We start from the raw sequence: 24,009 nt of genomic DNA on the forward strand, positions 1-24,009 counted from the left end.
GGAGCAGGTTGGCACGGGTTTTGAGTCATGTCCTGTATCTGGCGGCGCGAGGTGCCGAGCAGATGTCCACAAATCCACCGGAGACAAGACAACATGACCGTTTACGCAGCCCCCGGCGCCGCTGGCGCCAAGATCGCCTACAAGCCCCAGTACAACAACTTCATCGGCGGCCGGTTCGTGGCCCCGGCCAAGGGCCAGTATTTCGACGTCATCTCGCCCGTGAACGGCAAGGTCTACACCCAGGCCGCCCGCTCCACCGCCGAAGACATCGAACTGGCGTTGGACGCCGCCCACGCCGCCGCCGACGCCTGGGGCAAGACCGACGCGGCCACGCGTGGCAACATCCTGCTCAAGATTGCCGACCGCATCGAGCAGAACCTGGAGCTGCTGGCCTATGCCGAAACCGTGGACAACGGCAAGGCCATCCGCGAAACGCTGAACGCCGACATCCCGCTCACCGTGGACCATTTCCGCTACTTCGCGGGCTGCGTGCGGGCGCAGGAAGGCGCGCTGTCCAACATCGACGAGAACACCGTGGCGTACCACATCCAGGAGCCGCTCGGTGTGGTGGGCCAGATCATTCCGTGGAACTTCCCGATCCTGATGGCCGCCTGGAAGCTGGCGCCTGCGATTGGTGCGGGCAACTGCGTGGTGCTCAAGCCCGCCGAGTCCACGCCTATCTCCATCCTGATCCTGGCCGAGTTGATCGCCGACCTGCTGCCGCCCGGCGTGCTCAACATCGTGAACGGCTATGGCCGCGAGGCGGGCATGCCGCTGGCCACGAGCAAGCGCATCGCAAAAATCGCCTTCACCGGCTCCACCAGCACGGGCCGCGTGATCGCGCAGGCCGCCGCCAACAACCTGATCCCCGCCACGCTGGAGCTGGGCGGCAAGAGCCCCAACATCTTCTTCGCGGACGTGATGGACAAGGACGATGCCTTCCTGGACAAGGCCATCGAGGGCCTGGTGCTGTTCGCGTTCAACCAGGGCGAGGTCTGCACCTGCCCCAGCCGCGCGCTGATCCAGGAGTCGATCTACGACAAGTTCATGGAACGCGTCTTGAAGCGCGTGGCCGCCATCCAGCACGCCAACCCGCTCGATACCGACAGCATGATGGGCGCGCAGGCCAGCAAGGAGCAGCTCACCAAGATCCTGTCGTACCTGGACCTGGGCAAGCAGGAAGGCGCCGAAGTGCTGGCCGGCGGCGGCCAGGCCCACCTGGGCGGCGACCTGGAAGGCGGCTACTACGTGCAGCCCACGCTGTTCAAGGGCCACAACAAGATGCGCATCTTCCAGGAAGAAATCTTCGGCCCCGTGCTGGCCGTGACCACCTTCAAGGACGAGGCCGAGGCGCTGGCCATCGCCAACGACACGCTGTACGGCCTGGGCGCCGGCGTGTGGAGCCGCAACGGCAACGTGGCCTATCGCATGGGGCGCGCCATCAAGGCCGGCCGCGTATGGACCAACTGCTACCACGCCTATCCCGCGCACGCGGCGTTCGGCGGCTACAAGGAGTCGGGCATCGGGCGCGAGACGCACAAGATGATGCTCGACCACTACCAGCAGACCAAGAACCTGCTGGTGAGCTACTCAGAAAACAAACTCGGCTTCTTCTGATTTGGTGGGTTGTGGCCCACAGGGCGCCGCTGGCGTCGTTGCGCCGTCTTGCCCTGGCGCTGCCGCTGCCTGCGACGACGCGCCTGGCCATCGACGCTCTGTGAACCACCGTGACGCTGCTGCGAAATTACTTTCAGCACAGCAGCGTTTTTTGTCGGCACATCAGGAGATCACCATGGTCGAGAGAGTCATTGCCACCGAGGCAGCCCTGGCGCTGATCGCGCAGCTGCAGGCGCAGCATGGCAGCGTGTTGTTCCACCAGTCGGGCGGCTGCTGCGACAACAGTGCGGCCAACTGCTATCTGCCCACCGATCTCACGATTGGAGCCAGCGATGTGCAGCTGGGCGATGTGGGCGGCGCGCCGTTCTACATCGGCAAATCCCAGTACGAATACTGGAAACACACGCAGCTCATCCTGGATGTGATCGACGGGCACGGCGGCACGTTTTCGCTGGAAGGCAGCACGGGCAAGGCGTTCCACACCCGCTCGCGCCTGTTCACCGACGGGGAGTGGGCCGAGATCGAACCACGGGTCAGCCAGGATCTGGCGTGATGCCGCACGCCGCTTTCTTCACGCGCCGTCTCCCGCGTTGCCCGTGATGGGCAGCACGGTGCCGGTGATGTAGCTGGAGCAGCAGGGGGCCGCCAGGAACACATAGGCGGGAGAAATCTCCTCGGGCTGTGCCGGGCGGCCCATGTGCGTCTTTTCGCCAAACCTGGCGATGTCCCCGGGCGCCTTGTCCGCGGGGTTGAGGGGCGTCCACACGGGCCCCGGGGCCACCGCGTTCACGCGGATGCCCCGCTCGGCCAGGTTGTGGGCCAGGGCCTTGGTGAAGGCATGGATGGCGCCTTTGGTGGCGGAATAGTCCAGCAGTTCCTTGCTGCCGCGCAGGCCGGTGACCGAGCCGGTGTTGATGATCGAATCGCCCCGGTGCAAGTGGGGCAGGGCTGCCTTGGCCATGTGGAAGTAGCCATAGATGTTGGTCTGGAACGTCTCGTCGAAACGCTCCGCCGTCAGCGCTTCGAGGGCGTCCGCGTGCTCCTGGAACGCGGCGTTGTTGACCAGCACGTTGAGTTTGCCAAACGCCTTGACCACCTGCCGCACGGCGCCGGCGCAGAATGCCGCGTCCTTGACGTCGCCGGGTATCAGGATGCACCGGCCGCCCTCGGCCTCCACCAGCTCGCGCGTCCGCTGGGCATCCTCGTGTTCAGCCAGGTAGGCGATGGCGACATCCGCGCCCTCGCGGGCAAACAGCACCGCCACCGCACGGCCTATCCCGGAGTCGCCCCCGGTAATGAGGGTGGAGAACCCCGTGAGCTTGCCGCTGCCCCGGTAGTGGGGTGCCTCGAACCTCGGCTTGAGCTGCATCTCGGCCTCGCTGCCGGGTTTGGCAAGGTGCTGGGCCGGCAGCGGGGGGGCGGGTTCCGAGCGCCCGGGGCCGGGCGCGGGGGCCTTGCCCCGGGCCGAAGCGGGCGCTGCCTTGGCCGGGCGGGCGCGCTCGTCGCGGCGGTCCTGCGCTGCCTGGATCTTCTTTTGCTTCGCGGCCGTGGCCGTGGCCCGTGCGGCCGGGGTGGACGGGGCTGTCTTGGATGATGGCTTCATGGCAAGGCTTCTTCACATGCGGTGGATGGGAAACGGGCGGCGTCGGGCCGGCGCGTGGTGTGCAATCGCGGTCAGCCCAGCGGCTTCCATAGCGGGGGCTCGGGCTCGGGAAACCGCAGCGGCACCTGGCGGGGCCGGGCCATGGCTTCCCACTGGCGCATGCGCTTGAGTTCGCGGGGCTTGAGGTGGGGATCGGAACCGGAGCGGTGTGTCTTGGACATGGTGTTCTCCAGGGCGGCAGGGAAGAAGCTCCATTAGCCCTCCGCGCGCGCGGCGGCCGTGTCGGACAGTTTTGACTGTGCCCATCGGATGGATACGGCGAAGGCCCGGCGGGTGGCGTGGCGCCTCCGGCGCCCGCCGGCCTACGTCACTTCTTGCCGGAGGGCTGTCCGTTCTTGGCCAGCCCCAGCATTTCCGACATCCAGGTCACCAGCATCGCGGTGTAGGCCTCGCTCCATTCGGGTTTGGACAGGCTGTGGTCTGCCTGCTTGATCACCCGGTAGGTCATGGAGTGGGTGCGCAGGAACGCGGCGCGGTAGTTCTCGATGACCGGGTGCGGGACGATGTGGTCGAGTTCGGATTCGACCAGCAGCACATCCCCTTCGAAGACCGCGCTGGCCGCCAGGGCGCGGTTGCTGTCGGAGGCGAGTTTCATGGCGCGGTAGCGGGATATCTCCTGGCGGTCGAGGTTCTGCTTGGACACCAGCCAGTCCTCGTCCTTGTAGAGCGCGGGAGCGCGCAGCGCCATCCACCGCAGGGGCCGCATCGCGCTGAGCACGGTGGCCAGGTAGCCGCCGTAGCTGCTGCCCACCACCGCCACGGAGTTGGCGTCCACCGCGGGGTGGCCCGTGAGAAGGTCGTAGGCGGCGAGCATGTCGTTGAGGTTGTCTTCCCGGGTGACCGTGTCGCGGTGGGCCTTGTCGCTGGCATGGCCCCGCAGGTCGAAGGTCAGGCAGATGCACCCCAGGGCGGCGATGGCATGGGCGCGCGCAAGGTACTGCTCCTGGCTGCCGTCCCAGCCGTGCACCAGCATGACGCCCGGCACCACGGTGTCGGGCGCGACCAGCGTGCCCGCGATCGTGCGGTCCCCCGAGGGAATCTGGATCGCCCTATGCCGCGTGGCCATCGCGATGCACCAGGGCGTATTTGGTCAGCAGGCCCACTTCGGGATCCTCTCCCCGGAAGTATTCCGTCGCCGCTGCCGGAAGGGGCTCGAAGCGGCCATACGTCTCCACGCAGCTGGCCTGCACCGAGCGCAGGGAGCGGTCGGCGTGAAAGGCTTCGAGCGCGGCCACTTCGGCGCCGGTGGCGCCGCCGATCCTCCAGGATTGCTCCAGCACCCCCGAGCACCACCGGCCGTCGGCCGCGATGCCCTGCGCGACGTCGTAGTTGATGCGCGAGGCGAAAAACCCCGGAAAGCATTCCCGCACCGCGGCGTCGTACGCCAGGGCCTGATCGACCGCCTTGCGGACGGGGCCGGGCGGGAGCGTGGACAGGAGCGCGTGGAAATCGCCCCGCACCACGGTCAGGTCGGAGCCGCCGTAGGCCATCGCGCCGGTGTTGTTCTGCGTGAGGCGCTGCCTGCCGTGGTACGAGGCCAGGATGCCCGCCACGCGCACCTGGCCCACGCTCAGCGTGTCCACCTGGGAGAGGTTGTGCTCCAGCACGATGCCCTGCTCGACCAGGGCCGCCTTGCCCAATGCCGCCAGGCAGGCGGAGAGCGCGCGGGCGTCGGGCACCACCGTCTGGCCACGCCCTCCGGTCTCGCCCACGGGCTTGACCCGCACGGGACCCAGCGCCAGCAGTTGTTCACCGGCCTCCTGCGCATCCCGGCTGGAGAACGCGGTGTAGCCCGGCAGCACGGCGGCACCGACCCGGCGGGAAAACGCCTCGCTCCAGCCTTGCGGGGCCGCGGCCGTGGCCGACACCAGGGGATGGGTGATGGCCTTCGTGGCGACGAAGGCATGGGGCACCACGCCGCCGAACAGGTCGTCTTCTCCCAACAGGCCCAGGCGCTGCGCCGTGGACGCCACGAGGGTGTCGCTGGGCACGAGGTAGGTGCGGCGGGTCCACAAGGGCTGGGGTACCTCTTCCATGAAGGGGCAGCCCTTGAGCGCGGCGACATGGCGGGCGATCTGCTCGCGCGTCACGTGTTCGTGCACGCTCGAGTGCCCCTTGATGCCCTGCGTGAACGGCATGACGATTTCTGTCTGGGCGGATGATCTGGAGGGCGAGGGGCGGAGAGCGTCACCGTATGCGGACAAGGCGGTCATGCGGATTCCTTTGCTCTCGGAAACGGCGAGAGGGGCCGGCGGCGCCATCGCCAGGGGGATGCCGCCATCGTATTTTTGGACCGCCGGGCCTTTTGTAGGACGAATGAGCAACTGCGGCGCGGAGCGCGCCAGCCGGGAACGCCAGGGGAAGCCCGACCCGTTCCACGCGGGCAGGAATAAGCCGCCCACTCCCGCGCGGGGGAGGGGCGGCCAGGGAGGCAGGGGCGCCGCGCCACGGGCCGGGTCACCGGCGAACGTGCGCCCGCCGGCCTTCCTCAAGGAGCGGCGCCGCCGTCAGCCTGCGTCCTTGGATTTGCCGGATGTGGCGCCGGGATTGCTGGTGCTGCTGCTGCCCGTGGCACCGGCCTGGCTCTTGGAGGGGGACTGCTGGTTGCGCGAAGTGCGCCAGGTATTGAAGTCGTCGGAAAACTTCTCGTAGCGCTCCTTGCGCCACGACTGGTAGTCCTCGTCCAGCAGGCGCAGCTGTTCCTGCCGCCATTGCTGGTAGTCGGGGTCGTGGTGACCCTGGCGGCCCTGGGAGGGCCCGCGCAGCTCATCGTCGCTGCCCCAGTGCCCACCCCCTCGGGCATAGCCCGCGCGGTCCTGGTCCTGGTAGTCCCGGTAGTCGCTGTCGAAGCGGCTGTTCGGCGGGTGGTACATCTCCCGGCCATCGTTGCGGTAGCCGCCGCCTCCCTGGAACCGGTCCGGCGAGGAAAAACGGTCACGGCCCTCGCGCGGCGGCAGGCCCAGGCCAGCGTTGCCACGGTAGTCGTTGCGCACCATGCCGTACTGGCCGTACCGGTCATCCAGCTCGGGGGCGTAGCCCGGGCGCTGGTCATCGCGGTCCATGCTGCCGCGGTGGGCGCGTTCGGCATACCGCCCTTCGTCGTGGTCCCGACCCATGCCATGGCGGGAAAAGCCGCTGTCATCACTGTCTCGATAACCCATTTTCAATTCTCCTGGTGTGTTGGTCCGTTCATGGTTGCTGGCTGGTCAGCCAGGGTTGCGAGGAAATGCCTGCCGGTGCCAGAAGGCCGGCTCAGCGCTGGTTCTGGGAAGAGCGGCGGGAAGAGTCGCCTTGCTGCTCGCGGCTTCCCTGGTTGCCGCCGGAGCCCGGGCGCTCGTTCTGCCCCTGCTGGCGGCTGCCGGAAGCGCCGGTGCTCTGCTCCGCCTGGCGGTTGCCCGAACTCTTGCGCTGGGAGTCGCTGTCGTCGGTGTATTGGTTGTGGCCTTGGGGGTTGTTGTTGGGCATGGAATATCTCCTGATGATCAAAAAAATGCACACGAAGGCCGTGTGTGAATTCATTTTGAAAATCTGCGGCAGCGATTTCTGTAGGTTCCGTCCTATAGGCGGGTCGGTTTTTTTCCATGCGGCGGCGTCAGGCCACGCGCATGTGGCAGCGCGCAGGCGAGCGGGTGGCGGGGACGCGGCTGGCGCGGGGCCGAGCGGCCGCTGCACGGCCGCAGGGGGCGAGTGCGGCCAGCGGGCCTAGGGGCGTGCGGAGCGCCGGCAATAGATGAATTGCTATTAAATATATAGCTTATGGCGCTTGTGTATCAAGCGCTGAAGCCTGTTTTCAATGAAAACTCGGCGGCGGCCCTCGCTCCGCAGGGGACCGCGCCAGGCCTGCCGTCAGTAGGTTTCCAGGTGCAGCCGTCCTTCGCGCTGGAGCACTGCGCCCACCTGTTCCCACTCCAGGCCGCTGTCGCGGGCGATGTCGCGCAGCGCCATCACCACGCCTTCTTCCATGCTCTTGAGGCCGCAGACATAGAAGTGGGTGTTCCCGTCGCGCAGCAGCGCGGCCAGGTCGGCGGCGCGCTCGCGCATCAGGTCCTGTACGTAGCGCCGGGGCTGCCCGGCCGTGCGCGAGAACGCGAGGTTGATGTCGATGAAGTCCTTGGGCAGGCTTTGCAGCGGGCCGAAGTAGGGCAGCTCCTGCTGGGTGCGCGCGCCGAAGAACAGCAGCAGCTTGCCGCCCTCGAACTTGCCGCTGCTGCGCAGGCGGCGGCGCCATTCGGTCATCGCGCGCATGGGCGCGCTGCCCGTGCCGGTGCAGATCATCACGATGTGCGAACGGGGGTGGTTGGGCATCAGGAACGAGCTGCCGAACGGCCCCACCACCTGCACCTTGTCGCCCACCTTCAGGTCGCACACGTAGTTGGAGGCCACGCCGCGCACGGCGTTGCCGTCGTGGTCGGTGGTCACGCGCTTCACGGTGAGCGCCAGGTTGTTGTAGCCGGGCCGCTCGCCGTTGCGCGGGCTGGCGATGGAGTATTGGCGCGCATGGTGCGCCTTGCCCAGCACGTCGGTGCCCGGCGGGACGATGCCGATGGACTGCCCCTCCAGCACCGGGAACGGCATGCTGCCGAAGTCGAGCACGACGTGGTGCGTCTCGCTTTCAAAGCCTGCTTCGGTGCAGTTGAAGTTGCCCACCACCGTTGCCGTGGTGGGGCTCTTGGGCGGGAACAGGTTGGTGTAGGGGTGCGCGGCCGACCAGGGCGGCACGGCGGCGCCGTACTGGGCGGAACGGAAGGCCTGCGTGCCCGGCTCCACGGGTGCGGCCGGTGCGGACGACGCCAGTGCGGTGTCCATGGCCGAGGGCGCTGCGCCTTCGGCGGCCAGCACATCGGGCGCCAGTTCTGGCGGCAGCGCCTCCCAGGTGAGCTGTTCTTCGATCGTGTACGCGCGCGCCACCGGCATGGTGCGCCAGTTGTCGATGGAACCCGTGGGGCAGGGCGAGATGCAGGCCATGCAGCCGTTGCACACGTCGGCCCGCACGACGTAATTGTTGTCGTCGTGCGTGATGGCGCCCACCGGGCAGGTCGCCTCGCAGGTGTTGCAGCGGATGCAGATCTCGGGGTCGATCAGGTGCTGCTTCAAGATGCCGTTGTCGATCAGCGTGGTGGTGTCCATATTTTTCTTCCAGCAAGTCTCCCGGCAGCGGCTCAGGGACTCAATTGAACCGGACGTACTCGAAATCGATAGGCTGGCGGTTGATGCCCATCACCGGGGGCGCGATCCAGCCGGCGAACTTGCCCGGCTCGACCACGCGGCCCATCAACGATGCCACGAAAGCGAAGTCTTCGGCGCTCGGCAGCCATTCATCGCGCTTCGCGGCCCATTCGACCTCGTTCACCACGCGGCCGTCGGGCGACATCTTGATGCCCGCCAGCGCACCGATCTGGCGGTTGAACGCCTTGTGCGGCACCGACAGGCGCGTGGGAATCCCGGCCTTTTCCAGCACCTTGTTCCAGCGGCCCACGCCCGCCATCGAGTCCTTGATGAAGTCGTCGCGCAGCACCTCGTTCAAGGCGTTGAGCATGGGCACGTCCTTCTCCAGCAGCTGGCCGTCCTTGACCTCCAGCACCTTGTAGGTCTGGCCCTTGAGGATGTGGTCGTCCGTGCGCTTGCCTTCTTCGTAGCGGCCCTTGAGGCCCGAGCTGTAGAAGATGGCCGCGTTGCTCGACTGGTCGGCGCCGAACAGGTCGATGGTCACGCTGTAGTGGAAGTTCAGGTAGCGCTGCACCGTGCCCAGGTCGATGGCACCGGCGGCGCGCACCTTGGCCGGGTCGTCGGTTTTCAGCTCGTTCATCACCTGCGCGGTGCGCGCCAGCACGCGCGAGACGCCGGATTCGCCCACGAACATGTGGTGGGCCTCTTCGGTCAGCATGAACTTGGTGGTGCGTGCCAGCGGGTCGAAGGCGCTTTCGGCCAGGGCCGAGAGCTGGAACTTGCCGTCGCGGTCGGTGAAGTAGGTGAACATGAAGAACGCCAGCCAGTCGGGCGTCTTCTCGTTGAAGGCGCCCAGGATGCGCGGGTTGTCCACGTCGCCCGAGGTGCGCTGCAGCAGTGCCTCGGCCTCCTCGCGGCCGTCGCGGCCGAAGTGCTTGTGCAGCAGGTAGACCATGGCCCAGAGGTGGCGGCCCTCTTCCACATTGATCTGGAACAGGTTGCGCAGGTCGTACATCGAAGGCGCCGTCAGGCCCAGGTGGCGCTGCTGCTCCACGCTCGCTGGCTCGGTGTCGCCCTGCGTGACGATGATGCGGCGCAGGTTGGCGCGGTGCTCGCCGGGCACGTCCTGCCAGGCCTTCTCGCCCTTGTGGTCGCCGAAGTGGATCTCGCGGTTGGCGTCGCCCGGGTTCAGGAAGATGCCCCAGCGGTAGTCGCGCATCTTCACGTGGCCGAACTGGGCCCAGCCCTGCGGGTCCACGCTCACGGCGGTGCGCAGGTAGACCTCGTGGTTGGTCGAGCCTTCGGGGCCCACGTCGTCCCACCAGTTGATGAAGTTGGGCTGCCAGCCTTCGAGCGCGCGCTGCAGCGTGCGGTCTTCGCCGAGGTTGACGTTGTTGGGGATCTTCTCGCTGTAGTTGATCGTGCTCATCGTTGTTCCTTGGGTTGTGCGGAGGGCTGCGGATTCAAACGCGGTTCAAGTCGAAGCCGGCCTTTTCGCCGGTGCCGTAGACCTTCAGCGCGCCCTTTTCGCCGACGGCGTTGGGGCGGTTGAAGATCCAGTTCTGCCAGGCCGTGAGCCGGCCGAAGATGCGCGTGGCCATGTTCTCCTTGCTGGCAAAGCGCAGGTTGGCCTCCAGCCCGGTCAGGGCGTCGGGCGACATGGCGGCGCGCTCCTCGATGGCCATGCGCAGTTCGTCGTCCCAGTCGATGTCGTCGGGCGCGGCGGTGACCAGGCCCAGGGCCAGGGCCTCGTCGGCGTCGAGCGGCTTGCCAGCCGCGGCGCGCGCGGCGTCGAGCGGCGCGGCCTCTTCATAGAAGCGGCGCTGCAGGCGGCTCTGGTCGTTCACCATGGGGAAGAAGCCGAAGTTGAATTCGTTGAGCACGAGCTTCGGCGCGCGCCCGGCGTCGTCGGGCAGGGCCAGCATGTAGGTGCGGTCGGCCGCGAAGGCCAGCTCGGCCAGCGTGCCGGCGAAGCACGAGCCCTCCTGCACCACCGCGAACAGGGTGCGCGAGGACACGTCCAGCCGTGCCAGCGCGCGGCGCAGCGCGCCGATGGTCTCGCGCACCAGCCAGTGGTCCTTGTGGGCCAGCATCACCGCGTCGGAGGCGAGCACGGCCTGCGCGTCGCCCTCGGTCTTGAGCAGCCAGGTGCCGATGTCGAGCTCGTTGGTGCGCAGGTTGAGGATGGCGTCGTCGAGCTCGCGCGCCAGGGCCAGCGGCCACCAGGCGGCCCCAGTGGCCTCGATGGCCGCGATGTCGGCGGGCTGTGCGCCGGTGGGCGCCTTCAGCGTGAGGGTGGCCGTGCGCCTGGCGCGGTCGATCTGCACCTCGACATGCGAATAGCGCAGGCTGTCCGCGCCGTCCTCGCGCTCCAGGCGGGTCAGGGCCACGCCCTGGGCGCCGACCGGGCGGTCGCTGCCGGCGGCCAGCTCGGTGGCGCGCGCCTGCACGGCGGCGGCGAACTGGGCAGGTTTGGCCACCGCATCCACCAGGCGCCAGTCCACCGCGCGCTGGCCGCGCACGCCTTCGACGCTGGTGCAGAAGATGTCTGCCAGGTCGTGGCGCACATGGCGCTTGTCGGTCACGCGGGTCAGGCCCCCGGTGCCGGGCAGGACGCCCAGCAACGGCACTTCGGGCAGCGACACCGAGGAAGAGCGGTCGTCCACCAGCAGGATCTCGTCGCACGCCAGGGCCAGTTCGTAGCCGCCGCCCGCGCAGGCACCGTTGACCGCGGCGAGGAACTTCAGGCCGGAGTGCTTCGACGAATCCTCGATGCCGTTGCGCGTCTCGTTGGTGAACTTGCAGAAGTTCACCTTCCAGGCGTGGCTGGAGACGCCCAGCATGAAGATGTTGGCGCCGGAGCAGAAGATGCGGTCCTTGCCGCTGGTGACGATGACGGTGCGCACGCCCGGGTGCTCGAAGCGCACGCGGTTGAGCGCGTCGTTGAGCTCGATGTCCACGCCCAGGTCGTAGCTGTTGAGCTTGAGCTTGTAGCCGGGGCGGATGCCGCCGTCTTCGGCGATGTCGAGCGACAGGCGGGCCAACGGACCCTCGACCGCCAGTTTCCAGTGGCGGTACTGCGTGGGATCGGTGCGGTAGTCAACGCGGGAGGGTGCGGTGGTCTGGGCGGTCATGGGGCGTCTCCGTCAAAAACTGCGAACAGGAATAATAATGCATAAATCAATCGACTGATGTGCATCATGATGCATGTTTGCGAGCGAGTCAATGCATGCCGCGGTTTTTTGCTGGATTTATGGCGCGCGGGGGCGCCGGGGTGTCAGTGCGGCGGGTGGGTCATCAGCTTGCGCACCCCGGCGCGCAGCTGCCGCAGGCTTTCCTCGAGGTTCTGCCCCGAGGTGTCGATGGTGAGATCGGCCTTGGAATAGAAGGCGGCCCGGCCTTCCAGGATGCGGCGCAGGTCGTCCATGGCTTCCTTGCTCGTGGCCATGGGGCGCATGTCGCCCTGGGCCAGCACGCGGCCCATGTGCTCCTCGGGGGCGGCGCGCAGCCACACGGTGGTGCAGTGCGCGAGCAGTTCGTTGAAGGTGGCGGGGTCCGAGACGATGCCGCCGGGGGTGGCGATCACCACCTCGCTGTGGATCTGCACGATCTCTTCGAGCGCGCGGCGCTCGTAGCGGCGGTAGGCGGTGGTGCCGTACAGGTCGTGGATCTCGCGCACGCTGCAGCCCGCCAGGGTTTCGATCTCGCGGCTCAGCTCGATGAACGGCACGTCCAGGTCGCGTGCCAGCAAAGGCCCCAGCGTGGACTTGCCCGCGCCCCGCAGCCCCACGAGCGCGATGCGCCGGTGGCGCGCCGTGTCGCTCGCGCCGCTGCTCAGCAGCTCATGCAGCGCCAGCCGCGCGCGGCGCAGTTCGGGTTCGCTGCGGTGCTCCAGCAGTTCGCGGATCAGCAGCCATTCGGGCGAACGGGTGGTGAAGTCGCCCACCAGCTCGGCCAGCGAGCAATGCAGCGCGCCCGCCACCTGCTGCAGCACCAGGATGGACGCGTTGCCCGTGCCGTACTCCAGGTTGGCAAGGTGCCGCTCCGACACATCGGCCGCCATGGCCACCGCCTTGCGCGTGAGCCCGCGCTGCGCCCGCAGGTTGCGAACGCGTTCGCCGAGGGCGGCGAGCAGGGGGTTGCGGGCCTCTTCGGTGGGCGCAGCCGTGCCGCCGCCAGCGAAAGGTGGCAGGGTGACTGTGTCTTCTTGTTCGTTCATGTCCATCCTCGTTCACGTCGGCTGCGGCGTGGCATTTTGCGGTGCGTGCCCCGGGCTTCAAACGCTTTTGAAGGCGTTCGGCCGCCGCTAGGGGAAAACACCATACATGCACTATAGTGCTTGACACTGCATCAAGCATTAACTATTGTTCGTGTGCAGGCAAGATACTGCACATTGCTCCATCCCACAAGAACACATATCAAGCCTTGTGCACGCTGCACTCCATTGTCCCAGCCACCCACGAGTCGCCATGTCCGATAAAGCAGCATTTCATGAAGCCCTGTCCGCATTGACGGGCCAGATCGCGGGCCGTGCCCTGGACGGCGACCTGCAGGCCTGGCTCAACCAGACCCACGGGCCCGCCAGCGCGGCCTACCAGCAGCTCAAGGCGGGGTGCCTGGCCGGCGTGGCGCAGGGCTGGCTCTGCGAGCGCGAGGGCGGCGGCATCCGCTACGGCCGCGTCTTCAAGGCAGACGACGCGCTGCGCCGCTTCTCGGTGGATGTGGTGGACATGCAGGACATCGCCGGCCCGCACCATACCCATCCGCTGGGCGAGATCGACCTGATCATGCCGCTGGAGGGCGACGCCACCTTCGACGGGCATCCCGCCGGCTGGTGCGTGTACCCGCCCGGCAGTGCCCACCGCCCCACCGTGGCGCAGGGCCGCTCGCTGGTGCTCTACCTGCTGCCCGAAGGGCAAATCCAGTTCAGCAAGTGAAACACCCCCCTGAGTCGCTTCGCGCCTTCCCCCTCTCTCATATTGCTCCGCAATCTGGGAGGGGGACGCCCCCGGTGCACGCAAGCGGAATGCCGCCTGCGCGGCATGGCGGCCCTCGCACGGCGACGCTGGCCGGGACCATGCCCATTTCGTGCGCCGCGCGCTGATGACCGATAACCCGCTTTTTTCTGCCTATCTCTCTATCTGTATGACCGAACTGCTCCCCAACTACGCCGCCGGACGCTGGCAGACCGGCCACGGCCCGGGCGCCGTGCTCAAGGACCCGGTGCTGGGCCATGACCTGGTGCGCGTGGATGCCACCGGGCTCGACCTGCCCGAGGCCTTCCGGTTCGCCCGCGAGCAGGGCGGCTCGGCCTTGCGTGCGTTGACCTACCGGCAGCGCGCCGCTCTCCTGGGCGCCGTGGTCAAGGTACTGCAAACCCACCGCGACGCCTACTACGAGATCGCCACGGCCAACGCCGGCACGGTGAAGAACGACTCCGCCGTGGACATCGACGGCGGCATCTTCACGCTGGGCCAGTACGCCAAATGGGGCGACGCGCTGGGCGATGTGCGCGTGCTGCGCGATGGCGATGCCGCCCGGCTCGGCAAGGAGCCCGTGTTCCTGTCGCAGCACCTGCAGGTGCCCACGCGCGGCGTGGCGTTGTTCATCAATGCCTTCAACTTCCCGGCCTGGGGGCTGTGGGAAAAGGCGGCGCCCGCGCTGCTCTCCGGCGTGCCGGTGATCGTCAAGCCCGCCACGTCCACGGCCTGGCTCACGCAGCGCATGGTGCGCGATGTGGTCGATGCGGGCGTGCTGCCGGCGGGCGCGCTGTCGGTCATCGCAGGCAGCTCGGCCGGGCTCATGGACCAGCTCGGGCCGTTCGACGTGGTCTCGTTCACCGGCTCGGCGGACACGGCCGGCATCATCCGCGCGCACCCTGCGGTGGCCCAGCGCTCGGTGCGCGCCAACATCGAGGCCGACAGCCTCAACAGCGCCTTGCTGCTGCCCGATGCGGCGCCCGGCAGCGACGCCTTCAACCTGCTGGTGCGCGAAGTGGTGCGCGAGATGACCGTCAAGTCGGGCCAGAAATGCACCGCCATCCGCCGCATCCTGGTGCCGGCAGGCGTGTACGGCGCTGCGGCCGAGGCCATCGGCGCTAAGCTCGCGGGCGTGACGGTGGGCAACCCCCGCAACGACGGCGTGCGCATGGGCTCGCTCGTCAGCACTGCCCAACTGCACGCCGTGCGCGAAGGGCTTGCGCAGCTGTGCGCCCACGCCGACATCCTGCACGACGGCCGCCACCAGCCGCTGGTGGATGCCGACCCCGCCGTGGCCGCCTGCATCGGCCCGGTGCTGCTGGGTGTGCACGACGCCGATGCGGCGGCCGTGGTGCACGAGGTCGAGGTGTTCGGCCCCGTGGCCACGCTGGTGCCCTACCGCGATGTGGACCACGCTGTGGCGCTGGCACAGCGCGGCCAGGGGTCGCTGGTGGCATCGCTGTACGGGGCCGACGAGGCCGCGCTGGGGCATGCCGCCGTGCAGCTCGCAGCCAGCCATGGCCGCGTGCACGTGGTGACGCCCGACGTCGCCCAGGCCCACACCGGCCACGGCAACGTGATGCCCATGTCGCTGCACGGCGGCCCGGGGCGTGCGGGCGGCGGGGCAGAGCTGGGAGGCCTGCGGGCGCTGGGCTTCTACCACCAGCGCAGCGCCGTGCAGGCCAGCCCCGGTGTGCTGGCCGCGCTCGGCCTCTGACCGCCCAGGCGCAGACCACAGCAGCCGCCAGCCAGCACGCACCACCAGAAAAACGCCAGCGAACCACGGAGACATCGCCATGACCACCCTGCCAGAGCGTTTCAACTTTGCACAGCACCTGTTCGACCTGAACCGCGACCACGCGCAGCGCACGGCCTACATCGACGACCGCGGCATGCTGAGCTACGGCGACCTGCAGGACCGCGCCCGGCGCCTGGCCGGTGTGCTGGTGGATGCCGGCCTGCGGCGCGAAGAGCGGGTGCTGATGCTCATGCACGACACCAGCGACTGGCCCGTGTGCTTTCTGGGCTGCCTGTACGCCGGCGTGGTGCCCGTGGCGGTGAACACGCTGCTCACGGCGGACGACTACGCCTACATGCTGGGCCACAGCCGCGCGCAGGCCGTGCTGGTGTCGGGCGCGTTGCTGCCCGTGCTGCAAGACGCGATGGCGCGCGGTGGCCATGAGGTGTCGGCGCTGTGGGTGTCGCAGCCCACGCAGGCACTCCCAGCCGGCGCCGTGGGCCTGGACGAGGCCATTGCCAGCGCCCAGCGCCTGCCAGCGCCCGCAGCCACCGGGCCCGACGACCCGGGCTTCTGGCTGTACTCGTCGGGCTCCACCGGCAAGCCCAAGGGCACGGTGCATACCCATGGCAATCTCTGGTGGACGGCCGAGCTGTACGGCAAGCCCGTGCTGGGCCTCACGCGCGACGATGTGTGTTTCTCGGCCGCCAAGCTCTACTTCGCCTACGGGCTGGGCAATGCGCTGACCTTCCCGCTGTCGGTGGGCGCCACCGTGGTGCTGATGGCCGAGCGGCCCACGCCCGATGCCACCTTTCAGCGCTGGGTGGACCACCGGCCCACCGTGTTCTTCGGTGCGCCCACCGGCTTTGCGGGCATGCTCGCATCGCCCCGGCTGCCGGCGCGCGCCCAGGTGGCGCTGCGCATGTGCTCGTCCGCCGGCGAGGCGCTGCCCGCCGAGATCGCCCAGCGCTTCAAGGCGCATTTCGGCTGCGACATCATCGACGGCATCGGCTCCACCGAGATGCTGCACATCTTCCTGTCCAACCGCCCGGGCGACATCCGCTACGGCACCACGGGCAAGCCCGTGCCGGGCTACGAGGTCGAGCTGCGCGGCGAGGACGGCCGCCCCGTGGCGGACGGCGAGGTGGGCGACCTCTACATCCAGGGCCCCAGCGCCGCGCTGATGTACTGGAACAACCGCGACAAGACGCGCGACACCTTCCAGGGCGGCTGGACCAAGAGCGGCGACAAGTACGTGCGCGATGCGGACGGCTACTACACCTACGCCGGGCGCAGCGACGACATGCTCAAGGTCAGCGGCATCTACGTGTCGCCCTTCGAGGTCGAGGCCACGCTGATGCAGCACGCCGCCGTGCTGGAGGTGGCCGTGATCGGCAAGCAGGATGGCGACGGCCTGACCAAGACCAAGGCCTTCGTCGTGCTCAAGGACGGCCAGGGCGCGACGGAAGAGGAGCTCAAGGCTTTCGTCAAGGACCGCCTGGCGCCCTACAAGTACCCGCGCTTCATCGAGTTCGTGCCCGAGCTGCCCAAGACAGCCACCGGCAAGATCCAGCGCTTTCGCCTGCGCGAGCAGGAGGCCCGGGCATGAGCGCCACGGCCAGCTCCGGCGGCCCGGCGTCTTTGGCCAGCATCTCCTGGCGGGGGCAGGCCGTGCAGGTCGAGTACCAGTGGATAGCGCCCGAGCGCACGCAGGCGCCGCTGGTGGTCTTTCTGCACGAAGGGCTGGGCTCGCTGGCGATGTGGAAGGACTTCCCGCAGCGGCTGTGCGCGGACGGCGGCTTTCGGGGCCTGGTGTTCTCCCGCCCCGGCTACGGCCGTTCCACGCCGCGCGCGGCCGATGAACGCTGGGGCGTGGACTTCATGCACCGGCAGGCCGAGGAGGTGTTGCCCGCGCTGCTGCAGGCGCTGGGCGTGAGCGAAGCGCCCTGGCTGTTCGGCCACAGCGACGGCGCCTCCATCGCGCTGCTGTACGCCGCCCGCTTTCCGGATCGCGTGGCGGGCCTGGTGCTGCTGGCGCCGCACATCTTCGTCGAGGACGTGACCATCGCCAACATCGAACAGGCGCGTGCCGCCTACGAGACCACCGACCTGCCGGGCAAGCTGGCCCGCTACCACGACGACCCCGATTCGGCCTTCTGGGGCTGGAACCGCATCTGGCTCGACCCCGCCTTTCGCGGCTGGAGCATCGTGGCCGACATCGCCGCCGTGCGCGCGCCCGTGCTGGCCGTGCAGGGTCTTGACGACGAATACGGAACGCTGGCGCAGATCCGCGGCATTGCCGAGCGCGTGCCGGGCACCCGCCTGCTGGAGCTGCCCGCCTGCGCGCATTCCCCCCACCGTGACCGGCCCGGCGACGTGATCGCCGAGACGGTGGCGTTCATCACGACAACATCCAGGAGACAACCATGACATCTCGCTACGCACGCACGGCATTCGCAGCGCTGGCACTGGTCTGCGGCGCCACCGCAGGCACGGCCCAGACCACCGACAAGCTCAAGGTGGGTCTCATGCTGCCATTCAGCGGCACCTTCAGCGCGCTGGGCGTTGCCATCGAGAACGGCTTTCGGCTGCACGTGGCCGAGCAGGGCGGCAAGCTCGCGGGCCGCGAGATCGAGTTCTTCAAGGTCGATGACGAGTCCGACCCGGCCAAGGCCACCGACAACGTCAACAAGCTCATCAAGCGCGACGGCGTGGATGTGATCGTCGGCACCGTGCATTCGGGTGTCGCCACGGCGATGGCGCGCGCCGCCAAGCAAAGTGGCACCCTGCTCATCGTGCCCAACGCGGGTGCGGACGCGGTCACGGGTGCGCTGTGCGCGCAGAACATCTTCCGCTCGTCGTTCTCCAACTGGCAGTCGTCCTACGGCATGGGCACCGTGGCCGCGAAGCAGGAGAAGAAAAAGACCGCCGTCACCATCACCTGGAAGTACGCCGCCGGCGACGAGATGACCGAGGCCTTCAAGGAAGGCTTTGAAAAGGAAGGCGGCAAGGTCGTCAAGCAGCTCACCGTGCCGTTCCCGAACGTGGAGTTCCAGGCGCTGCTCACCGAGATCGCGGCCACCAAGCCCGACGTGGTGTTCGCATTCTTCGCGGGCGGCGGCGCGGTCAAGTTCGTCAAGGACTACGCGGCCGCCGGGCTGAACAAGGTCACGCCGCTGTACGGCTCGGGCTTTCTGACCGACGGCACGCTGGAGGCGCAGGGCGATGCCGCGCAGGGCCTGCTCACCACCCTGCACTACGCCGACGGCCTGAATACCCCGCGCGACAACGCGTTCCGCACCGCCTACGCCAAGTCCTTCAAGCTGCAGCCCGACGTGTACGCGGTGCAGGGCTACGACGCCGCCCAGATCCTGGCCACGGGCCTGAAGGCCGTGAAGGGCGACATCGCGAAGAAGGCCGATTTCGCCGCCGCCGTGCAGAAAGCCACCATCGACAGCCCGCGCGGCCCCTTCACCATGAGCCGCGCCCACAACCCCGTGCAGGACATCTACCTGCGCAAGGTGGACGGCAAGGAGAACAAGGTCGTCGGCGTGGCCGCCAAGGCGCTGGCCGACCCCGCGCGCGGCTGCAAGCTGTAAACGGCTGGCTGACCGTCTCCGTCAACACAGGACACACCTTCCATGGACATCGGCACCTTCCTGGTCCAGTGCCTGAACTCGGTCCAGTACGGGCTGCTGCTGTTTCTGGTGGCATCCGGGCTGACGCTGATCTTCGGCATCATGGGCGTGATCAATCTCGCGCACGGCAGCTTCTACATGATCGGCGCCTACATGGCGTTCGCGCTGTCGCCGCTGTTCGGCGACCAGTTCCTCGTCATGCTGCTCGCGGGCATCGCGCTGGCGGCGGTGCTGGGCTACCTGCTGGAGTGGGCGTTCTTCAGCTACCTGTACCAGCGCGACCACCTGCAGCAGGTGCTGATGACCTACGGGCTCATCCTCGTGTTCGAGGAACTGCGCTCGCTGCTGGTGGGCAACGACGTGCACGGCGTCAAGGCGCCTGCGTGGCTCGATGGCAGCTTCGCGCTGGGCGAACTCATGAGCTACCCGTGGTACCGCCTTTTCGCGTCGGCGGCCTGCATCGTGCTGGCCGTGGGGCTGTACTGGGTGGTCAACCGCACCCGCCTGGGCATGATGGTGCGCGCTGGCGCCAGCAACCGCGACATGGTGCGCGGCCTGGGCATCGACATCCGGCGGCTGTACCGCATCGTCTTCGCGGCGGGCGTGGCGCTGGCGGCGCTGGCCGGGATGATCGCCGCGCCCATGTCCTCGGTGTACCCCAACATGGGCGCCAGCGTGCTCATCATCTGCTTCGTGGTGGTGGTCATCGGGGGCATCGGCTCCATCACCGGGGCGCTGGTGGCGTCGCTGCTGGTGGGGTTTGTCGATACCTTCGGCAAGGTGTTCTTCGCGGAGATCAGCGGCATGGGCGTGTACCTGCTGATGGCGGGCATCCTGATCTGGCGGCCGGAAGGCCTGATGGGGCGCAAGGCATGAGCGCCGTGCACCCCACCACCGCCGCCGCGCCTGCTGACACCGCCACTGCGCCGCGCGGCGGCTGGCGCATGCGCGCACTGCTGCCCGCCGCCGTGGCCATGGCCGCCGCCATCGCCGGGCCGCTGCTGGGCCCCTACTGGGCCGACCTGCTGGTCAAGGTCATGATCCTGTCGATCTTCGCGCTCAGCCTGGAACTGCTGGTGGGCATGACGGGGCTGGTGAGCCTGGGGCATGCGGCCTTCTACGGCATCGGCGCCTATGCCACCGTGCTGGGCTCGGGGGCGGAGGGCGGCAACCTCATCGTGCTGATGCTGGGCGCCATGGGGGCGGCTGCGCTGTACGCGCTGTGCGTGGGCGCCCTGAGCCTGCGCACCCGCGGGGTGTACTTCATCATGGTCACCCTGGCCTTTGCGCAGATGGCGTTCTTCGTGTTCCACGACACCAAGGTGGGCGGCGGCAGCGACGGCATCTACCTGGACGTGCGGCCCACGCTTGGCGGCCTCAGCCTGGAGTCGCGCCACGCTCTTTTTTACCTGGTGCTGGCGGCATTGGCGGGCACCTACGGCCTGCTGGCGCTGGTGCGCAGATCGCGCTTCGGGGCGGCGCTGGCGGGCATCCGGGTGAACGAGCAGCGCATGCGCGCCGCGGGGTTCGCCACCTATGGCTACAAGCTGGCGGCCTTCGTGATGGCAGGGGCGCTGGCGGGGCTCGCGGGCTCCCTGCTGGCCGTGCGCGATGGCGTGGTGAACCCGGAGCTGCTGTCCTGGCACACCTCGGGCGACGTGCTGCTCATGGTCATCCTCGGGGGCATGGGGCATCTGCGCGGCGCGGTGATCGGGGCGGTGGTGTTCACGCTGCTCAAGGAGCTGCTGTCCACCCACGCCCTCATGGGGCCGTTGGCAGACCACTGGCAGCTCACCCTGGGCCTGACCATCATCGTGTTCGTCGCGGTGCTGCCGCAGGGGCTTATGGGCCTGGCGCAGCGTTTGGGACAACCCATCGGAAAGGGCGGAAAGGCATGAGCGCTCAACCCCTGCTGTCCGTGCAAGGGCTCACGCGCCGGTTCGGTGGCCTGGTGGCGGTGAATGCCGTCACGCTCGACCTGCGCCAAGGCGAGGTCCACGCGGTCATCGGCACCAACGGCGCGGGCAAGTCCACCCTGATCAACATGCTGTCGGGCGAGATCGAAGCGTCCGAGGGGCGCATCACCCTGGGCGGGCAGGACATCACCCGCCAGTCGCAGGCGCGCCGCGCGCTGGCGGGCGTCGGGCGCAGCTACCAGCGCACCACGATCTTCCCGGAGTTCACCGTGCACGAGAACTGCCGCCTGGCCGCGCAGGCCGCCACGCCCCGGCCCTGGGCCTTGTGGCAGGCGGCGCGCCACTGCGCCGACAGCAATGCCACCGCCGCGGCGGCGCTGCAGGCGGCCGGGCTTGCGGCAGACGCACGGCGCACCGCCGGTGCGCTGAGCCACGGCGCCAAGCGCCAGCTCGAGGTGGCCATGTGCATCGCCACCCGGCCGCGCGTGCTGCTGCTGGACGAGCCGCTTGCCGGCATGGGCGCGGAGGAGACCGAGCGCATGCTGGCGCTGCTGGCCGACCTGAAACCGCACCACGCCATCCTGTTGGTCGAGCACGACATGGACGCCGTGTTCCGCATCGCCGACCGCATCACCGTCATGGTCAACGGCACGGTCATCGCCAGCGGCGGCCCGGCAGAGATCCGCAACAACCCCGAGGTGCGCACCGCCTACCTCGGAGAAGGGCATTGATGTGATGACCACCCCCCTGACAAGGAACGCACCATGCTGAATGTGGTCGGGCTGCACGCCCGCTATGGCGACAGCCATGTGCTGCGCGGCGTGGATGCGCAGGTGCCCGCCGCCACGTCGGTGGGCCTGCTGGGGCGCAACGGCATGGGCAAGACCACGCTCATCCGCTCCCTGATGGGCTACCTGCGCCCGCCCGAAGGCCAGGTGCAGATGGACGGCCGCACCGTCACCGGCTGGCCCCCCGAAAAGATGGCGCGCCTGGGCATTGGCTACGTGCCCGAGGGGCGCGGCATCTTCCCCAACCTGTCGGTGCGCGAGAACCTGGTCATGAGCCAGCGGGCGGGCCTGGACGGCAGCCGCGCCTGGACCTTCGACCGCGTGATGGCCACCTTCCCTCGGTTGTCGGAGCGGCTCTCGCACGGCGGGCAGCAACTGTCCGGCGGCGAGCAGCAGATGCTGTCCATCGGCCGCGCGCTGATGACCAACCCGCGCCTGTTGATCCTGGACGAAGCCACCGAGGGCCTGGCCCCGCTCATCGTGACCGAGATCTGGCGCGTGATCTCCGAGATCCGGGCCACCGGCATCGCCACGCTGATCGTGGACCGCGACTGGCGGCGGGTGCTCTCGCACACCGACCAGGCCCTGGTGATGGAGAAGGGCCGCATCGTGCTGGCCGCGCCGTCGGCCGACCTGCGGGCAGCGCCCGCGGCGCTGGAGCAGCTGCTGGGCGTGTGATGCGCGCGGACGGCTAGTCGAGCCGCCGGCGCAGGCTGCCGAGGTCCACCACGGTGATGCCGCCGTATTCGATCTGCAGCACGCCCTCGGCCTCCAGGCGCTTCAGGGCGGCGTTGCAGCGCTGGCGCGACACGCCCGACAGGTTGGCGATCTCCTCCTGCGAGACCTGCAGGTGCGGGTCGCTGCCGGGGTGCAGAAAAGGGTGGAACAGCCCGGCCAGCGCGCGTGCCACCTGGCTGTCGGTGTCCATGAGGTGGTGGGCCGTGAAGTTGCCCAGAAACCAGTGCATGCGCTCGTTGATCTGGCGCAGCAGGAAGTGGTCGAAGCTGCGCTGTGTGGCGTGCAGCCATTCGAAGGTCTCCACCGGCAGCAGCGCCACCCGGCTGGGGCGCAGCGCAATGATGTCTGCCGTGCGCGCCACGCCGCGCAGCAGCGTACCCTCGCCAAACCAGCTGCCCGCCGACAGCCCGCCCAGCGTGACGGAGCGGCCGTTGTCGGACGTGACCGTCCACTTGAGCAGACCTTCGATCGCGCCGTACCAGTGCCGGGGCACGTCGCCGCGCCTGCACAGCGCGCTGCCTTGCGGCACATCCACTTCGCGCAGTTCATCGAGCACGCGCTGCTGGGCCGGGGCGTCCAGCACCGGGAACCAGGCCGAGTCGGCGAGGAGGTCGGCCACCGTGGGCGGCGCCTTTTTGACCAGCATGGTGAAGCGTTCTCCAACGGGCAGGGCCGCACGGTTCCTCGTATACCCTGAGTCCAAATGTCATCGCAATGACTGAGTATGCAAGCGCCCAAAAAAATAATGCGTGCACTAGCATTTTCCACCAGTCCACGCCATGACAAAGCGCAAAGTCATCGTCACCATCGCCCCCACGGGGGGCATGGCGCACAAGTCTCAGAACCCGCACCTGCCCACCCAGCCGGCCGAGATCGCCGACGACGTGCAGCGCTGCTGGAACGCCGGGGCCAGCGTGGTGGCCATCCACGCGCGCAGGCCCGATGACGGCGCCACCTGCAACGCCGACATCTACCGCGACATCAACACCCGCATCCGCGCCAAGGGCTGCGACATCGTCATCAACAACTCCACCGGCGGCGGCGTGCACGGCGACATGGTCAAGCCGCTGCCCGGCAACCGCTGGGAGATCGCCTGGGAAGAGCGCATCAAGGGCATGGACGCAGGCGCCGAGATGTGCACGCTGGATGCCACCACGCTCAACCTGAGCTTCGACGGCCGCGAGATCCTGATGGACACACCGCTCAGCCGCGGCCGCGAGCTGGCCGCCGGCATGAAGGCGCGCGGCATCAAGCCCGAGTGGGAGGTCTTCAGCCCCACCCACATCCTGCAGGACACCACCACCCTCATCGAAGAGGGGCACGACGACGGCCCGCATTTCATCAACCTGGTGATGAACGTGCACCGCGCCTTCCAGAACGCCATGCCGTACTCGCCGCGCCACCTGCAGATGATGGTGGACACGCTGCCCAAAAACAGCCTGTTCTGCGTGAGCGGCATCGGCCCCTCGCAGCTCGAAGCCAATGTCGCGGCGCTGCTGCTGGGCGGCCATGCGCGCGTGGGGCTGGAGGACAACCTGTACTTTCGCCACGGCGAGCTGGCCACCAACGTGCAGCTCACCGAGCGCATCGTGCGCGTGATCCGCGAGCTGGACATGGAGCCCGCCACGCCCGCCGAGGCCCGCGCGCTGATGGGCCTGCCGCGCGTGGGCGGCCCCCGCCCCGAGTTCGCGCCGCACTGAGCCACTGCATACGTTCCGCCACAGCCCTGTTCATGCAACCAGAAAGAAAAAGGAGACAAGAAATGA

23 protein-coding genes are annotated in these 24,009 nt (G+C 68.4%); 12 read left to right on the forward strand and 11 right to left on the reverse strand.

What is annotated here, in order from left to right:
* Window positions 1–93: 93 nt before the first annotated feature.
* Both exaC and AC07OC_RS17340 read left to right on the forward strand, forming a co-directional pair.
* The gene (gene exaC / locus AC07OC_RS17335; RefSeq protein ID WP_218339751.1) at window positions 94–1,617 is read left to right on the forward strand and encodes an acetaldehyde dehydrogenase ExaC; all 1,524 of its coding nucleotides are present in this window, start codon (window positions 94–96) and stop codon (window positions 1,615–1,617) included.
* Window positions 1,618–1,792: 175 nt separating this feature from the next.
* The gene (locus AC07OC_RS17340) at window positions 1,793–2,170 is read left to right on the forward strand and encodes a DUF779 domain-containing protein (protein WP_218339750.1); all 378 of its coding nucleotides are present in this window, start codon (window positions 1,793–1,795) and stop codon (window positions 2,168–2,170) included.
* 18 nt (window positions 2,171–2,188) lie between these two features.
* On the opposite strand, the gene AC07OC_RS17345 is transcribed toward AC07OC_RS17340, so the two are convergent.
* The 10 genes from AC07OC_RS17345 to AC07OC_RS17390 all read right to left on the reverse strand — a co-directional run bounded on the left by AC07OC_RS17345 (window position 2,189) and on the right by AC07OC_RS17390 (window position 12,665).
* A complete protein-coding gene (locus AC07OC_RS17345; protein WP_218339749.1) occupies window positions 2,189–3,220 on the reverse strand; it encodes an SDR family oxidoreductase in 1,032 nt (343 codons plus the stop codon).
* Window positions 3,221–3,291: 71 nt separating this feature from the next.
* Entirely contained in the window at window positions 3,292–3,441 is a 150-nt protein-coding gene (locus AC07OC_RS17350) for a hypothetical protein (protein ID WP_218296141.1), read from the reverse strand.
* A gap of 146 nt (window positions 3,442–3,587) precedes the next feature.
* Window positions 3,588–4,346, reverse strand: coding sequence for an alpha/beta hydrolase family protein (locus AC07OC_RS17355; protein ID WP_218339748.1), 759 nt, complete (start codon window positions 4,344–4,346; stop codon window positions 3,588–3,590).
* Window positions 4,330–5,493 (reverse strand): DUF3182 family protein, encoded by a 1,164-nt coding sequence (locus tag AC07OC_RS17360; RefSeq protein WP_218296139.1) that lies wholly within the window; start codon window positions 5,491–5,493, stop codon window positions 4,330–4,332. The genes AC07OC_RS17355 and AC07OC_RS17360 overlap by 17 nt, the downstream gene beginning before the upstream one ends.
* A gap of 294 nt (window positions 5,494–5,787) precedes the next feature.
* Entirely contained in the window at window positions 5,788–6,441 is a 654-nt protein-coding gene (locus AC07OC_RS17365; RefSeq protein ID WP_218339747.1) for a hypothetical protein, read from the reverse strand.
* Between the two features lie 91 nt (window positions 6,442–6,532).
* Window positions 6,533–6,745, reverse strand: coding sequence for a hypothetical protein (locus tag AC07OC_RS17370; protein ID WP_218296137.1), 213 nt, complete (start codon window positions 6,743–6,745; stop codon window positions 6,533–6,535).
* 381 nt (window positions 6,746–7,126) lie between these two features.
* Window positions 7,127–8,407 (reverse strand): benzoyl-CoA 2,3-epoxidase subunit BoxA, encoded by a 1,281-nt coding sequence (gene boxA, locus AC07OC_RS17375; RefSeq protein ID WP_218339746.1) that lies wholly within the window; start codon window positions 8,405–8,407, stop codon window positions 7,127–7,129.
* Between the two features lie 40 nt (window positions 8,408–8,447).
* Window positions 8,448–9,875, reverse strand: a complete 1,428-nt coding sequence (gene boxB / locus AC07OC_RS17380) for a benzoyl-CoA 2,3-epoxidase subunit BoxB (RefSeq protein WP_492244599.1) — start codon at window positions 9,873–9,875, stop codon at window positions 8,448–8,450.
* 34 nt (window positions 9,876–9,909) lie between these two features.
* Window positions 9,910–11,580 (reverse strand): 2,3-epoxybenzoyl-CoA dihydrolase, encoded by a 1,671-nt coding sequence (gene boxC / locus AC07OC_RS17385; protein ID WP_218339744.1) that lies wholly within the window; start codon window positions 11,578–11,580, stop codon window positions 9,910–9,912.
* A gap of 143 nt (window positions 11,581–11,723) precedes the next feature.
* Complete coding sequence (locus AC07OC_RS17390) at window positions 11,724–12,665, reverse strand: helix-turn-helix transcriptional regulator (RefSeq protein WP_218339743.1); 942 nt, start codon at window positions 12,663–12,665, stop codon at window positions 11,724–11,726.
* A 250-nt stretch (window positions 12,666–12,915) separates the two neighbouring features.
* Here AC07OC_RS17390 and AC07OC_RS17395 point away from each other — a divergent pair, with 250 nt between their 5' ends.
* The 9 genes from AC07OC_RS17395 to AC07OC_RS17435 all read left to right on the forward strand — a co-directional run bounded on the left by AC07OC_RS17395 (window position 12,916) and on the right by AC07OC_RS17435 (window position 22,183).
* On the forward strand, window positions 12,916–13,383 hold the full coding sequence (locus AC07OC_RS17395) for a 4-hydroxylaminobenzoate lyase (RefSeq protein WP_218339742.1): 468 nt from the start codon (window positions 12,916–12,918) through the stop codon (window positions 13,381–13,383).
* Between the two features lie 208 nt (window positions 13,384–13,591).
* Window positions 13,592–15,142 (forward strand): 3,4-dehydroadipyl-CoA semialdehyde dehydrogenase, encoded by a 1,551-nt coding sequence (locus AC07OC_RS17400; RefSeq protein ID WP_218339741.1) that lies wholly within the window; start codon window positions 13,592–13,594, stop codon window positions 15,140–15,142.
* Window positions 15,143–15,221: 79 nt separating this feature from the next.
* Window positions 15,222–16,772: a benzoate-CoA ligase family protein gene (locus AC07OC_RS17405; RefSeq protein WP_218339740.1), complete on the forward strand. Its 1,551-nt coding sequence runs from the start codon at window positions 15,222–15,224 to the stop codon at window positions 16,770–16,772.
* Window positions 16,769–17,593 (forward strand): alpha/beta fold hydrolase, encoded by an 825-nt coding sequence (locus AC07OC_RS17410; protein WP_218339739.1) that lies wholly within the window; start codon window positions 16,769–16,771, stop codon window positions 17,591–17,593. Before AC07OC_RS17405 ends, AC07OC_RS17410 begins: the two co-directional genes overlap by 4 nt.
* The gene (locus AC07OC_RS17415; RefSeq protein ID WP_218339738.1) at window positions 17,590–18,762 is read left to right on the forward strand and encodes an ABC transporter substrate-binding protein; all 1,173 of its coding nucleotides are present in this window, start codon (window positions 17,590–17,592) and stop codon (window positions 18,760–18,762) included. The genes AC07OC_RS17410 and AC07OC_RS17415 overlap by 4 nt, the downstream gene beginning before the upstream one ends.
* Window positions 18,763–18,804: 42 nt before the next feature.
* Complete coding sequence (locus AC07OC_RS17420; RefSeq protein ID WP_218339737.1) at window positions 18,805–19,677, forward strand: branched-chain amino acid ABC transporter permease; 873 nt, start codon at window positions 18,805–18,807, stop codon at window positions 19,675–19,677.
* A gap of 68 nt (window positions 19,678–19,745) precedes the next feature.
* Entirely contained in the window at window positions 19,746–20,699 is a 954-nt protein-coding gene (locus tag AC07OC_RS17425) for a branched-chain amino acid ABC transporter permease (protein ID WP_218339937.1), read from the forward strand.
* Window positions 20,696–21,448, forward strand: a complete 753-nt coding sequence (locus tag AC07OC_RS17430; RefSeq protein WP_492253877.1) for an ABC transporter ATP-binding protein — start codon at window positions 20,696–20,698, stop codon at window positions 21,446–21,448. Before AC07OC_RS17425 ends, AC07OC_RS17430 begins: the two co-directional genes overlap by 4 nt.
* A 33-nt stretch (window positions 21,449–21,481) precedes the next feature.
* Window positions 21,482–22,183 carry an ABC transporter ATP-binding protein gene (locus AC07OC_RS17435; protein WP_369643363.1) on the forward strand — a complete coding sequence of 234 codons (702 nt, stop codon included), beginning with the start codon at window positions 21,482–21,484 and terminating at the stop codon, window positions 22,181–22,183.
* A gap of 13 nt (window positions 22,184–22,196) precedes the next feature.
* Here AC07OC_RS17435 and AC07OC_RS17440 read toward each other — a convergent pair whose 3' ends face one another.
* Window positions 22,197–22,889: a Crp/Fnr family transcriptional regulator gene (locus tag AC07OC_RS17440; RefSeq protein WP_218296124.1), complete on the reverse strand. Its 693-nt coding sequence runs from the start codon at window positions 22,887–22,889 to the stop codon at window positions 22,197–22,199.
* Between the two features lie 133 nt (window positions 22,890–23,022).
* On the opposite strand from AC07OC_RS17440, the gene AC07OC_RS17445 reads away from it, so the two are divergent.
* Window positions 23,023–23,943, forward strand: coding sequence for a beta-keto acid cleavage family enzyme (locus AC07OC_RS17445; protein ID WP_369643362.1), 921 nt, complete (start codon window positions 23,023–23,025; stop codon window positions 23,941–23,943).
* Window positions 23,944–24,009 lie beyond the last annotated feature (66 nt).

The organism is Acidovorax sp. GW821-FHT10E04, from assembly GCF_059415185.1.

What these genes read in the sequence shown, in the direction of transcription:
- AC07OC_RS17430 (WP_492253877.1), top strand. Translation starts at nt 20,696, where the DNA reads ATGAGCGCTCAACCCCTGCTGTCCGTGCAAGGGCTCACGCGCCGGTTC.
- AC07OC_RS17340 (WP_218339750.1), top strand. Translation starts at nt 1,793, where the DNA reads ATGGTCGAGAGAGTCATTGCCACCGAGGCAGCCCTGGCGCTGATCGCG.
- AC07OC_RS17355 (WP_218339748.1), bottom strand. Translation starts at nt 4,346, where the DNA reads ATGGCCACGCGGCATAGGGCGATCCAGATTCCCTCGGGGGACCGCACG.
- exaC (WP_218339751.1), top strand. Translation starts at nt 94, where the DNA reads ATGACCGTTTACGCAGCCCCCGGCGCCGCTGGCGCCAAGATCGCCTAC.
- boxC (WP_218339744.1), bottom strand. Translation starts at nt 11,580, where the DNA reads ATGACCGCCCAGACCACCGCACCCTCCCGCGTTGACTACCGCACCGAT.
- AC07OC_RS17395 (WP_218339742.1), top strand. Translation starts at nt 12,916, where the DNA reads ATGTCCGATAAAGCAGCATTTCATGAAGCCCTGTCCGCATTGACGGGC.
- AC07OC_RS17440 (WP_218296124.1), bottom strand. Translation starts at nt 22,889, where the DNA reads ATGCTGGTCAAAAAGGCGCCGCCCACGGTGGCCGACCTCCTCGCCGAC.
- AC07OC_RS17350 (WP_218296141.1), bottom strand. Translation starts at nt 3,441, where the DNA reads ATGTCCAAGACACACCGCTCCGGTTCCGATCCCCACCTCAAGCCCCGC.
- AC07OC_RS17410 (WP_218339739.1), top strand. Translation starts at nt 16,769, where the DNA reads ATGAGCGCCACGGCCAGCTCCGGCGGCCCGGCGTCTTTGGCCAGCATC.
- AC07OC_RS17425 (WP_218339937.1), top strand. Translation starts at nt 19,746, where the DNA reads ATGCGCGCACTGCTGCCCGCCGCCGTGGCCATGGCCGCCGCCATCGCC.
- AC07OC_RS17345 (WP_218339749.1), bottom strand. Translation starts at nt 3,220, where the DNA reads ATGAAGCCATCATCCAAGACAGCCCCGTCCACCCCGGCCGCACGGGCC.
- AC07OC_RS17420 (WP_218339737.1), top strand. Translation starts at nt 18,805, where the DNA reads ATGGACATCGGCACCTTCCTGGTCCAGTGCCTGAACTCGGTCCAGTAC.
- AC07OC_RS17435 (WP_369643363.1), top strand. Translation starts at nt 21,482, where the DNA reads ATGCTGAATGTGGTCGGGCTGCACGCCCGCTATGGCGACAGCCATGTG.
- AC07OC_RS17360 (WP_218296139.1), bottom strand. Translation starts at nt 5,493, where the DNA reads ATGACCGCCTTGTCCGCATACGGTGACGCTCTCCGCCCCTCGCCCTCC.
- AC07OC_RS17390 (WP_218339743.1), bottom strand. Translation starts at nt 12,665, where the DNA reads ATGAACGAACAAGAAGACACAGTCACCCTGCCACCTTTCGCTGGCGGC.
- AC07OC_RS17415 (WP_218339738.1), top strand. Translation starts at nt 17,590, where the DNA reads ATGACATCTCGCTACGCACGCACGGCATTCGCAGCGCTGGCACTGGTC.
- AC07OC_RS17365 (WP_218339747.1), bottom strand. Translation starts at nt 6,441, where the DNA reads ATGGGTTATCGAGACAGTGATGACAGCGGCTTTTCCCGCCATGGCATG.
- boxB (WP_492244599.1), bottom strand. Translation starts at nt 9,875, where the DNA reads ATGAGCACGATCAACTACAGCGAGAAGATCCCCAACAACGTCAACCTC.
- boxA (WP_218339746.1), bottom strand. Translation starts at nt 8,407, where the DNA reads ATGGACACCACCACGCTGATCGACAACGGCATCTTGAAGCAGCACCTG.
- AC07OC_RS17405 (WP_218339740.1), top strand. Translation starts at nt 15,222, where the DNA reads ATGACCACCCTGCCAGAGCGTTTCAACTTTGCACAGCACCTGTTCGAC.
- AC07OC_RS17445 (WP_369643362.1), top strand. Translation starts at nt 23,023, where the DNA reads ATGACAAAGCGCAAAGTCATCGTCACCATCGCCCCCACGGGGGGCATG.
- AC07OC_RS17400 (WP_218339741.1), top strand. Translation starts at nt 13,592, where the DNA reads ATGACCGAACTGCTCCCCAACTACGCCGCCGGACGCTGGCAGACCGGC.
- AC07OC_RS17370 (WP_218296137.1), bottom strand. Translation starts at nt 6,745, where the DNA reads ATGCCCAACAACAACCCCCAAGGCCACAACCAATACACCGACGACAGC.